This is a genomic window from Claveliimonas bilis, assembly GCF_030296775.1.
Taxonomy (GTDB): domain Bacteria; phylum Bacillota; class Clostridia; order Lachnospirales; family Lachnospiraceae; genus Claveliimonas; species Claveliimonas bilis.
Map to the genome: position 1 here is coordinate 2713246 of NZ_AP027742.1, position 12350 is coordinate 2725595.

Below are 12350 nucleotides of genomic sequence, written 5' to 3' on the forward strand. Positions count from 1 at the left end.
TTTCATTTCTTCTCATTTTCTAAGACTCGGCACTTATGCCGCTTTCATACATCTTCCGTTCATGTTATCCCGAAGCCCTCTTCACCCTTTTTTATGTACTCTACATTTTACGGATAGAATGGGAAAAAGACAGGCAGAAGAATAAGGCTTACTACTGTGGAGACCAGAATCAACGGCAACCCCGCTTTTACATAGTCTGTAAACTTATATCCCCCGGGAGCCAGTACCATGGTGTTAGCCGGCATTCCAATGGGGGTAGCATATGCGCAGGAGCCTCCAATGACCGTTGCCATCACTACCGCACTGGGGTCGGCTCCCATTCCCTGAGCGATCGAGATACTGATAGGCACCAGGAGCGCTGTTGTAGCTGTATTGGACATGAAATTGGTCATCACGCAGGCAAGGACAAATACCACGACCAGCAATAGAAACGGAGAGGCGTTATCTCCGATCATACCAATAACTACCTCCGCTATCTTCTCTCCTGCTCCGGTGACCTCAAGTGCCTTTGCCAGCGACAGAGTCCCTCCGAACAGGAAGATGGTCTGCATATCGATTGACCTGATGGCCTGTTTCTCGGAGATAACCCCGGTCAGGATCAGCAGGATCGCTCCGATACCTCCTGAAATAGCCAGGTTGATCCCGATGACATCTTCGAAGATCATAGCCAGGATGGTGAGCACCAGGATGACCAGTGCCAGATACTGCTTCCAGGCCGGTACATTGCTGTAATCCACTTCCTCGTCAAATGTAGTCTCTGTCTTCACGCTGGGCTTATCCGGCAAAAGCTTATACCCGATAGTAGCAAAGAACAGGATACCCGCGACCAGCATGGGGAGGCCGATCTTGCCGTAATCAAAGAACGCGAAGTTCAGTCCTATGTCCTGCAGCGCCGCCTGTGCAATCAGATTGCCTGGCGCTCCGATGAGGGAAATATTGCCACCCATGGCCGCCGCAAATACGAGCGGCATCAGCAGCTTCGACCGGGAATAGCCGGACTTTGCGGCGATTCCGATCACTACCGGTATCAACACGGCTGCGGTCCCTGTGTTTGACAGGAATCCGGACATCGCACCTACCACGACCATGATCGTAACGATCAGCTGTCTCTCAGTCTTGGCAAACTTCGTTACGATACCTCCCAGTTTGTTTGCCATACCTGTCTCAAAGAGCGCTCCTCCTACAATAAACATCGCCACGAACAGGATCACGTTTGTATCGATAAACCCCTCAAATGCCTCCTCGATGGAGAGCACGCCCGTTACCACCAGCGCAATACAGACGATCATGGAAGTAAGTGCAAGCGGTATCTTCTCCAGCACGAACATGACGATCGCAAACGCCAGCAGAATCAGTGTGATTATCATTGGATCCATCTCTCATTCCTCCTTATCGTTGATATTTGATAATGTATCCATTTCTTGACTAAACAATAATATGAAACAGCCCTCACGTCAACACTTTTTTCACTTTTCGTGCTTTTCCATGAAAACAGAGTTGTTTTTTTGTGCAAAACAGACAGAGCAGAACAATGACTGCAGCCACTGCCCTGCTCTGTATCATTTTCTGTTTCCTTCTTTTTTGTACTATACGGAAAATCTCGTCAGGATATTCTCCATGCTACGGATAATATGATCGTACATCCTGCTCCGCGCCTTCTGCTCATCATTAGCCTTAATGGCCTCCAGGATCCGGCGGTGCTCGTACATGGATATCTTGGCATAATCCTCCTCTGTCACCTTATGTCCCATGGAAAGCCCGTTCCAAAGCGATGAGAGAAAGGACTTCATCTTCTCGTTGTCCGCCGCAGTCCAGATTGCCATATGAAATGCCTGGTTCCCGTCACTGTATGTGCCGAAATCATTCTCATCCAGTGCCTTCTCCGTGGTCTCATAGGCGTATACGATATCAGAAATATCTGTTCCCGGCCTGCTGGCCCGTGCCGCCGCCTCGCTCTCCAAGAGTGCCCTGGTCTCGTAGTGATCCCGGATCGTCTTCTCGTTCACTCCCAAGACGATGGCCCCTTTGTTGGGTCTGAGGCGTATCAGGCCGTCGGATGCCAGAATCTGGAACGCCTCGCGGACCGGTGTACTAGATACCCCCAGAGCCTGTGCCGTTCCCTCCAGGGTCAGCTCCTCTCCCTCCTTCATCTCCCTCTTCAGAATTGCCTCCCGGAGCGCGGAAGCCACCTGTTCTCTGGCCGGGAGCAACTGGATCTTCTTCATGTTTCTCATTGCCGCCTCCACCTTTCTGTGAATCTGTCTGCATAGTACATATAATATTCCTTCAGCGCTGCGCCTGCTGCCCCGGCATCCCTCTTTTCCACCGCCTCTGCTGCCTCCTGGAGCATATGCAGCACCTGCCCCTTTTCCGTCAGATTACTTATCGCATAGGACACATACCCGTCCATGACTTTGTTCTGCAGTTGTTCCAGATAGGGATTATCTGCCATATGGATCAGACATTCGTGAAATTCCATTTCATATTGGATCTTATGATCCGGGTCAGATACTTCTTCCATAAACTGCAGGATCTTTCTTAGTTCTCTGCCTATACCGGACAGATCCGAGGTCACATTCTCCCCGTCCTTTCTCTGTTTTTCCAGTATCAACGCCACGAGCTCTGCCTCTATGGTTCCTGCGATCCAAAATACAGCATGGATCTGCTGACTGTCAAGAACCACTGCCTGAATATGCCGATTCGGCATCCTTCTGGCGAATCCATCCTGCACCAACGTTTGCAGAGCTTCCCGCACAGGCATCCGGGATACTCCCAGCATCTCTGCCAGCGCCTCCTGCGCCAGTTCCTCACCTGGCTTCATATGCCCGCTTAATATTTCATCCCGAATGGACTGCGCAATCCGGTCCTTTGTCTGCATATTTCTTAATGTTTTCATACCCTTCCCCTTGTCTACTTGTTTCTGCCCCTCCGCATCAGATATCTAATATTGTATCCAATACACCGTGACATATTAGGGGCAAACGGTATTAACCGACAGCCCCATCGCCTTTTTCATAAACTTATTCCACGATTCCGACCATCTCTTCTACTGTCGCAAATCCATATCGTTCCATATATTTTTCAATTCCATCGATCACTTCCATGGTAACAGCCGGATTATGGAAGTTTGCCGTTCCTACCGACACCGCCGATGCGCCTGCCAAAATAAATTCGATGGCGTCCTCTGCGCTCTGAATACCTCCCATTCCGATCACCGGGATCTTCACTGCATGAGATGCCTGATAAACCATGCGCACAGCAACAGGATGTACCGCCGGACCGGACATGCCTCCTGTCTTGTTAGCCAGAGCAAAGGCCCTCTTATGAATATCAATCTTCATTCCCGTCAGAGTGTTAATAAGAGAAATCGCATCTGCCCCTCCTGCCTCTGCCGCTTTTGCAATCTCTGTAATATCGGTCACATTGGGAGTCAGCTTCATAATAATGGGCTGTTTTGCCAATTTCTTAATCTGACCTGTCAGTTCCTCCACATGGCGGGCATCCTGTCCGAACGCCAGAAATCCGGCATTAACGTTGGGACAGGAAATATTAATTTCCAGCATATCTGCCGGCTCATCGGCAAGACGCTCTACAACAGCCAGATATTCTTCGGGTGCGTGGCCGCACACATTGACAATGATCTTTGTATCATACTGTTTGAGATACGGAATATCTCTTTTGCAGAACAGTTCAATCCCCGGATTCTGCAGACCAATGGCATTTAACATGCCTCCATATACTTCCGCCACCCTTGGCGTAGGATTTCCTGTCCACGGCACGTTGGCAACGCCTTTGGTCGTCACTGCTCCCAACTTATTTAAATCTACAAAATCAGCAAATTCTTCCCCGGATCCAAACGTTCCGGAGGCCACAGTAACCGGATTTTTCCATTCCACTCCTGCAATGGTTACTCTTGTATCAGCCATTATAACTCCACCTCCGTCGACAAGAATACCGGCCCGTCTTTGCAGACCCTTTTGTTATTGACGTTGCTGTGGGCATCCTTTTCTTTGGTTCGGCACACACAGCCAAGGCAGGCGCCGATACCGCAGGCCATTCTCTCTTCCAGAGAGATATAACACTCAATACCCTTTTCTTCCGCATAGTTTTTAATGGCTCTCAGCATAGGTGTGGGGCCGCAGGCATAGATCACATCTGCTTCCAGTGCCTTTTCCTCCACTACATTCATCACGTTTCCCCTGGTTCCCACGCTTCCGTCTTCTGTAGAAATATAGACTTCGCCGCATGCTTCAAACTCTTCCTTCAGGAAAGTCTGCCTGTCTCTGTAACCTACAATGATCTGCTTCTTTTCACAGCTCAGCTGCTTTGCCAGCTCCAGGATCGGCGGAACTCCGATTCCTCCGCCCATAAGAAATACTCTTTTCCCTTTTGCTCTCTCAAGGGGAAACCCATTGCCAAGGGGACCGATAATGGACAGCTGTTCTCCTGCCTGCATCCGTGAGAACTGTTCTGTCCCGGTATGCTCTCCGGTCACGCGGTATACCACCCGCAGAGCGGATTTTTCTTTATCAATCTCACAGATACTGATGGGACGGGGAAGCAGCTTCGTCCCGTCACTTGTATACATGGAAATAAACTGTCCCGGCCTTGCGCTTTTTGCCGCCTCTGTACGGATCCACATGCTGAAGATCCCATCTGCCAAAGAAGCCTGCGATATCACCTGAACCTGTTCTTTTTTCTTTGTCATTTTCTCTTTTCTCCTGCTTTTTATCAGCTTTGATTTTTGATTGTCAGCACAATAACGCCTTTCGGTTCCTAACGGTTCTCCAGCGCGCCCCTGATGTCGGCGATCATATCTTCTACTGCCGCCCTGGATGCGTCTCCAAACGCTTCCGGACCAAAGGAAGCATATTTTTCCTGCTTATAAGCTGCTATGATCCCTCTGGAGGAATTGACGATTGCGCCAAGTCCATCCTCGTTGAAGAAATGTACAAGATCTTTCCCCTGGCCTCCCTGAGCACCATATCCCGGAACAAGAATGTAGGCCTTCGGCATGATCTTACGAAGGACTTTTCCCATCTCCGGGTAAGTTGCACCTACAACAGCGCCGACATAGCTGTAAGAACATCCCATGCATTCCTGTCCCCACTCATTTACCTTTTCGCCTACCAGTTCATACAGCGGACGTCCGTCGATAAGACGGTCCTGGAACTCGCCGCTGGAAGGATTGGAGGTCTTCACCAGGATAAAGAGCCCCTTCTGCTCTTTCTTACATACATCGATAAAAGGCTTTACTCCATCAGAGCCAAGATAAGGATTGACCGTTACGAAATCCTCGTCAAAGGGCGCATAAGTCTTGCTGCCCACCTCAACTTTTCCGATATGCCCTGTTGCATAAGCTGCGGAAGTGGAGCCGATATCTCCCCGCTTAATATCTCCAATAACTACCAGACCTTTTTCTTTGCAGTAATCTACTGTCTTTTTAAAAGCCATCAGTCCCGGAATACCGAACTGTTCATACATGGCAATCTGAGGCTTTACAGCCGGAATAAGATCCCATGTCTTGTCCACGATCTCTTTGTTAAACTGCCAGATCGCCTCTGCGGCGCCTTCCAGCGTCTCCCCAAATTCCGCGAAAGCTTTTGTTTTCACCTGTTCCGGAATATATCCAAGCATGGGATCCAAGCCTACTACAATAGGTGCTCCTGTTTCTTTTATTTTTCTTACCAATTCATTAATCAATGATTTTTCCTCCTTCGTATACGATTCTTCCACCGGCAATGGTACAAACAACCTCGCCTTTTACCTTGCGCCCGTGAAACGGCGTATTCTTTCCTTTTGACAAAAATGTATTTTTATCGATCGTATATTCTTTTTCCGGATCAAAGATCACGACATCCGCAATCTTTCCTTCTGACACGGAGCCCCGGTCATGAAGCCCCAGTATCTTCGCCGGATTCCAGCTCATTTTTTCCGCCATCTGCATAGGGGTAATAATTCCTGTTTCTACAAGTTCTGTGTACGTAAGAGCCGCTGAAGTTTCAAGTCCTACAATACCAAATGCAGCCAGCTTCATGGAACGGTTTTTTTCCGCCTCCGCATGGGGAGCGTGATCCGTTGCGATCACATCCACCGTACCATTCCTTAATCCTTCTTTGATAGCTTCCACATCTTCTTTGCTGCGAAGAGGAGGATTCATCTTATAGTTTCCGTCATCTTTCGTAATATCATCTGTTGACAAAATAAAATGATGCGGGCATACCTCTCCTGTAACATCCAGCCCTTCCTCTTTTGCAAGCCCCAGCATTTTAATACTGTCCTTGGTAGAACAATGGCAGAGATGAAGGCGCACGCCTGTCTCCTTAGCCAGCAGGATATCCCTTGCCACGATCACATCCTCCACAGCGTTGGTGATGCCTTTCAGCCCCAGTTTCTCCGCCTTTTTATCGGCATTCATCACGCCGCCTTCCACCATGGTGATATCCTCACAGTGTGCAAAGACAGCAAGACCTTCCTCTTTTGCCAGGTTCATCCCTTTTCGGTACAGGGATGCATTCATAACAGACTTTCCGTCTTCGCTGATGGCGTGGCACCCGTTTTTCGCCATTCCCCGGATATCTGCCAGTTCTTTTCCCTCCTGACCGACTGTGACAGCGCCAAGCTGGATCACATTGGTGAGAGATTCCCTCTTGGCGCGCTCCATCACTTCTTTTACCTTCACGCCGTTATCGATCACCGGTTTTGTGTTGGGCATAGCACACACAGTAGTCACGCCGCCTTTTACCGCCGCCCGGCCTCCTGTCGTCAGTGTCTCTTTATACTCCAGCCCCGGATCTCTTAAATGTACATGCAGATCGATAAAACCAGGCATGACGTAGCACCCTTTTGCATCAATGATCCGCTCTGCTTCTGTCTCTATCCCGCTGTCTACTCTGGTAATTCTGTCGCCATCGATCAACACATCACAGATTTCATCCCTCTTTGTTTCCGGATCCAGGACACGCCCCTCTTTGATTAAGATTGTCATAGATTTCCTATCCTTTCTAAAAAACTACATACTTATGATTAGTTTAACATATGCCCGGTGGAAATGGAATGACTAAATATTTTTCACTGTCTCTATCGCCTTTTCAAGTTGATTGTCTCTGTCGGGATTATTCTCATCGTACACATATTCAATCTCAACATCCGGTGCAATCCCTGTTCCGTTTATATTTCGTCCTTTAGGAGTAAAATATTCCGCAATCGTCAGTTTCACGCTTGTTCCGTCCTGCAGGTCGAAAATCTGCTGGACCAGGCCTTTTCCATAAGACTGTGTTCCTACGATCTCCCCTGTGCCGTAATCCTGAATAGCCCCTCCGAATATTTCCGAAGCGCTGGCGCTGTTTCCATTCATCAGGACAACAAGCGGCTTTTCAAAGACATGCTCTGCATCAGAAGTATATTCCTCTTTCTCTCCATTCTTATCCTCTGTATAGACGATCAGTCCTTCCGGCAGCATCAGATCCAGAATCTGACATACAGTCTTCAGATTCCCTCCCGGATTATTTCTAAGATCTACGATCAGTCTCTCCATACCCTGCTCTTCCAGCGAATCCATCGCCTCTTTATACTGATCGTAAGTAACAGAAGCAAATTCTGTGATGCGGATATAACCGATCCCCTCTTCTGCCATCTTACTTTCAACCGTCTGCTCTACTATGGTGTCTCTTTTAACAGCGAACTCTTTCTCTTCCCTGTTATCCCCTCGCAGCATAGTCAGCTGAACAGTTGTACCAATCTCTCCTTTGATTTTTTTCACAACCGCATTGATATCCTGCCCGGTGATATCTTCCCCCTCTATTTTGTAAAAGATATCGCCTTCTTTTATACCTGCATTATCAGCCGGGGAATCTTCGTATACCTGCATAACCCGGATCGTCTGTGTCTCCTTATCCTGAGTAACTACCACCCCGATCCCGCCAAATTCCCCTGTTGTCATTTCTGTCATTTTTGCTGTCTCGTCTTGATCATAATAAGCAGAATAAGGATCTTCCAGTCCTTCTATATAGCCCTTATAAATGCCTGTTTCCAGCTTCTCCTCATCTACCTCTCCCGTATAATACTCATCGATCAGAGCATTCAAAAGCTCCATTTTATCACTGTCTGCTTCCGCTGCATTCCCAGCTTTCCCGAGGCTGCAGGAAACCGCACTTATTCCTAATAATACAACGAGGGCGCCAAAAAGCGCCCCCTTAAAAAAACTTTTTTTATGTTTCATACAACAAAAACCAACCTTTTATGTTCCTGTCTACAAATAAAGTCTCGGATCAACCGGCGTACGGTTTACCCACACCTCAAAATGAAGATGCGGTCCGGTAGACGCTCCTGTCGAGCCTACCAACGCAATGTTCTGTCCTGTACTTACAGACTGACCGGAACTTACCAGAATACGGCTGCAGTGCTGATACAATGTAGCAAGATCGCCGTGATTGATGATCACGTAATTACCTCTTGCACCGTTATATCCCACTTCGATTACCGATCCAGATGCCGCCGCGTAAATCGGACTTCCCGTACTTGCCGCATAGTCGCGTCCCTTATGGTTCGTACTTCCGATACCTCCCGGTGACGCCCTGCCTCCAAACTCACTGCTGATATATGCGGATGGACACGGATTCTGAAGTCTGCCGCTGCCACCTCCGGTGTAAGGCGGTGTAGGAGTAACGGTTGTACCGCCGCCACCGCTTGTTCCTCCAGAGCTGCCGGACGCCGCTGCCTGTGCTTCCTGCTGCATCCTTGCCTGACGTTCCGCTTCTGCTTTCAACGAAGCGATCTTTTCATTTACTTCGCCAAGCTCACTGCTTAAGCTGCTGATCTCTTCGCTCTTGCTTTCGATCAGACTTTCCATCTCCGTCTGTTGTTCCTGAAGACTGGTCTGCATTTCTTCCAGTTTCTTGTTTTCTTCTTCCAGGTCTTTCTTCTGATCCTCTACCTCTGTAACAATATCCTGAAATTCCACCAGCATATTTCTATCATATTCAGAAATCTGTGCAATATACTCTGCATTACTTAAAAATTCCGCAATACTCTTTGATTCCAGCAGTGTTTCCAGAAATTGACCGTTTCCGTTCTCATACATGTACTGGATCCGGAGTTTCATGCTGTTATACTGGTTATTCTCATCAATCTGAGCAGCGATGAGTTCATCTGTCTTTGCAGCGATCTCTTCCTGTTTTTTCTCAATGTCTGATTTGGTCTTATCCATATCATCCACGATCTTTTCCAGCTGTGCAGCAAGATTATCCTTCTCTGCCTGCGCCGCTGCCTTCTTATCCTGCAGCTCACTGGCCTGATTCTGTGCATCCTGGAGATCATCTGCCTTTACCTGCACTGCACTTCCGAATGTAAGCGCCCCAACTAACAGCACACTGACTAATCTCTTTTTTTGCATTTCTTCTCTCCCTTTACTTTTAACCCCTTGTTTCTACTCCCTTACGGGTTTTTTCCTGCTATTTTTTATCATAGCACATTTTTTTTGGTTTTTCCAGTATAACAGGAAATTTTCCCTTCTATATCCTTACTTTCATTGCTTATACTTTCAAATGCTTACGGATTGTAAAGAAGCTTCCCAGGAAACCGATTCCAACACCGAGAGCCAATCCCACCGGAAGAAGAGTACGGTATACTTCTGTTACCGGAAGGAAATCCAGAATATTATTTAATAAATTAAATCTCTGAAGGATGTATGAAACTGCCTTGTCATACATAAAATATAACATTACCAAAGGTATCAACGCCCCAATGATACCGATAACAAGACCCTCTATAACAAACGGCGCCCGGACAAATCCGTCCTTCGCTCCAATATATTTCATGATTGCGATCTCCTCCCGCCGCACGGTAATACCCATGGTTACCGTATTGTTGATCAGGAAGATCGACACTGCAAGCAGAATAGCAATGATCGCAATGGAAACATAGGTAATGAGTCTGTTAACGCTGCCCAGCGTATCCGCCACTACGTCCGATTTATTTACCTTACGTACCCCATCCAGACCTTCCGCAAAAGCTACTACGTCGTCCTGTTTGGTAACATCTTCCATATACACGGAGTAATTGTTGGAATTTGCCAGCGGATTATCATCCTTAAATCCTTCTGCAAGTGAGGAATCTTCTCCGAAATACTCGCTCTGGAAAGATTCCCATGCCTGATCTGCGGACACATATTCCACATCATGGACCCCTTCACAGCCTGCCAGCTGCTCTCCAATCTCGTCTATCTGGTCTTCTGTGATATCCTCTTCAAAAAATACTGTAATGGCCACACCCTCTTCGGCCTTCTGCACAATATAATTAAAATTCATTACGATCGCAAAAAACAGACCGAACACAAAGATACACGCTGCCATTGTAGCAATGGACGCAATGGAAAACATCTTATTTCGGCCAATATTTTTAAATCCCTGTTTCGTCGAATATCCGACTGTACTAATTCTCATTTTTATACCCACCTTTTTGCTCGTCGCTGACAATGACACCCTTTTTCATTGTAACGACACGTTTCTTCATCTCGTTTACAATTTCCTGATTATGCGTAACTACCAAAACGGTCGTACCCCTGTCATTCGCTTCTTCCAGAAGCTTCATGATCTCCCATGAATTAGTCGGGTCCAGGTTTCCTGTCGGCTCGTCCGCCAGAAGAATAGCCGGCTCATTGACAATAGCTCTCGCAATGGCCACTCTCTGCTGCTCTCCTCCGGACAGCTCCTTTGGATAGGATTTATACTTCTGTGCAAGACCAACCAGAGACAGCGCAGCAGGAACCTTTTTCTTGATGATCCTGGTAGGTGTCTCTACAACACGCTGAGCAAAAGCGATATTTTCATATATATTCCGGTCCTTTAAAAGACGGAAATCCTGAAACACAACCCCAAGCCCTCTGCGGTACATGGGAATCTGTCTGTGTTTCAGCCTTTCCAGGTTCTGACCGTTTACAACGATCGTACCGGAAGTCGGCTCCAGTTCCTTCATGATCAAACGGATCAGCGTCGATTTTCCGGAACCGCTGTCGCCTACGATAAAGACAAATTCACCCTGATCGACTTTCAGGTTTACGCCGTTCAGAGCAGCAACCCCTTTTGAGTATTCTTTCGTTACCTCATTTAATTCAATCATACTTTCCTCCTAATTATCAATACTCCAATGACTCCATGTATTTCATATACTTGACTACCATCAGTGCAATCTTAAATGTGATGGCATCCTCAAACACACGAAGATCAAGCCCCGTACTTTTCTGGAGTTTATCCAGACGGTAAACGAGTGTATTACGATGGATGTAAAGCTGTCTTGATGTCTCTGACACATTCAGACTGTTCTCAAAGAACTTATTGATCGTCGTCAGTGTTTCCTCATCAAATTCGTCCGGGGATTTCCCCTCAAAAATCTCGCGGATAAACATTTTACACAACGGAATTGGGAGCTGATAGATCAGACGTCCGATTCCCAGAGTGCTATAAGCAATCACTTTTCTGTCGTCAAAAAAGATTTTTCCCACATCCAGAGCGAGCTTAGCCTCTTTATAGGATTTCGAAACTTCTTTAATATCTCCTACTATGGTGCCGTATGCGATCCGTATATCCTCTTCTCCCTCTCCCTGAAGAAGCTCCAATATGGATTCCGCCATTTTTTCCAGCTCCGCGTGCCCATCGGAAGAACTCAGTTCTTTTACAATAATAATATCCTTTTCATCAACTGCCGTGACAAAATCTTTGGACTTATTTCCCAGCAGACTGCGGACATGATCCACCATACTGCTGTCTTTTTCATGGGCAGTCTCCACTATAAAGATAACACGTCTTACTTCAGTGTCAATATGTAATTTCTTTGCACGATTGTAAATATCTACCAGAAGCAGATTGTCAAGCAGCAGGTTCTTGATAAAATTGTCTTTGTCGAACCGCTCCTTGTATGCGATCAGAAGATTCTGTATCTGGAATGCCGCAATCTTTCCAACCATATACACATCATCGCTGCCGCCGTTAGCCAAAAGGATATATTCCAGCTGATGTTCATCAAAAATTTTGAAAAACTGATATCCCTGTATAACCTGGCTGTCTGCCGGTGAATCTACAAAAGACAGCACAGACGCCTCATAATTCTCCTGTTCGGCAAATGTGCTTGCAAGAGATTTGCCATCCGTGTCCATCACGCAAAGATCAATCCGGGTAATTCCCTTTAATCCATCGATGGTATTTTGTAGTATTTGATTAGATATCATATTCTATCTCCTCCACTAATTTCAATATGCATTTTCCACAATGTATTTTCTGCACATTTACCCATTTATACATATTACTTTTTTTATACTAATATAAATCCACAAAAAAAGAAAGAGGAAATCACAA

The 12350-nt window shown here is 46.9% G+C and carries 12 protein-coding genes; all 12 read right to left on the bottom strand.

The features are described 5' to 3' along the window. Nucleotides 1-107: 107 nt before the first annotated feature. On the bottom strand, nt 108-1376 hold the full coding sequence (locus tag R2J37_RS13135) for an SLC13 family permease (RefSeq protein ID WP_230105262.1): 1269 nt from the start codon (nt 1374-1376) through the stop codon (nt 108-110). A 210-nt stretch (nt 1377-1586) separates the two neighbouring features. Then, complete coding sequence (locus R2J37_RS13140; protein ID WP_230105261.1) at nt 1587-2234, bottom strand: GntR family transcriptional regulator; 648 nt, start codon at nt 2232-2234, stop codon at nt 1587-1589. Beyond that, the gene (locus R2J37_RS13145) at nt 2231-2896 is read right to left on the bottom strand and encodes a GntR family transcriptional regulator (RefSeq protein WP_316265475.1); all 666 of its coding nucleotides are present in this window, start codon (nt 2894-2896) and stop codon (nt 2231-2233) included. Before R2J37_RS13145 ends, R2J37_RS13140 begins: the two co-directional genes overlap by 4 nt. Before the next feature lie 124 nt (nt 2897-3020). Beyond that, nucleotides 3021-3926: a dihydroorotate dehydrogenase gene (locus R2J37_RS13150; RefSeq protein WP_256195674.1), complete on the bottom strand. Its 906-nt coding sequence runs from the start codon at nt 3924-3926 to the stop codon at nt 3021-3023. After that, a complete protein-coding gene (locus R2J37_RS13155) occupies nt 3926-4708 on the bottom strand; it encodes a dihydroorotate dehydrogenase electron transfer subunit (RefSeq protein ID WP_316265477.1) in 783 nt (260 codons plus the stop codon). The genes R2J37_RS13150 and R2J37_RS13155 overlap by 1 nt, the downstream gene beginning before the upstream one ends. Before the next feature lie 68 nt (nt 4709-4776). Then, nucleotides 4777-5703, bottom strand: a complete 927-nt coding sequence (gene pyrF, locus R2J37_RS13160) for an orotidine-5'-phosphate decarboxylase (RefSeq protein ID WP_256195678.1) — start codon at nt 5701-5703, stop codon at nt 4777-4779. Continuing rightward, complete coding sequence (locus R2J37_RS13165) at nt 5696-6988, bottom strand: dihydroorotase (protein ID WP_316265479.1); 1293 nt, start codon at nt 6986-6988, stop codon at nt 5696-5698. Before R2J37_RS13165 ends, pyrF begins: the two co-directional genes overlap by 8 nt. Nucleotides 6989-7060: 72 nt before the next feature. Next, on the bottom strand, nt 7061-8221 hold the full coding sequence (locus R2J37_RS13170; protein ID WP_230105256.1) for a S41 family peptidase: 1161 nt from the start codon (nt 8219-8221) through the stop codon (nt 7061-7063). Between the two features lie 30 nt (nt 8222-8251). Continuing rightward, nucleotides 8252-9394 carry a murein hydrolase activator EnvC family protein gene (locus tag R2J37_RS13175; protein ID WP_316265481.1) on the bottom strand — a complete coding sequence of 381 codons (1143 nt, stop codon included), beginning with the start codon at nt 9392-9394 and terminating at the stop codon, nt 8252-8254. Between the two features lie 139 nt (nt 9395-9533). Next, on the bottom strand, nt 9534-10442 hold the full coding sequence (gene ftsX, locus R2J37_RS13180) for a permease-like cell division protein FtsX (protein WP_230105254.1): 909 nt from the start codon (nt 10440-10442) through the stop codon (nt 9534-9536). Next, complete coding sequence (gene ftsE, locus R2J37_RS13185) at nt 10432-11118, bottom strand: cell division ATP-binding protein FtsE (RefSeq protein WP_316265482.1); 687 nt, start codon at nt 11116-11118, stop codon at nt 10432-10434. The genes ftsX and ftsE overlap by 11 nt, the downstream gene beginning before the upstream one ends. 16 nt (nt 11119-11134) lie before the next feature. Continuing rightward, entirely contained in the window at nt 11135-12223 is a 1089-nt protein-coding gene (locus R2J37_RS13190; protein ID WP_230105252.1) for a PucR family transcriptional regulator, read from the bottom strand. Nucleotides 12224-12350: the final 127 nt, after the last annotated feature.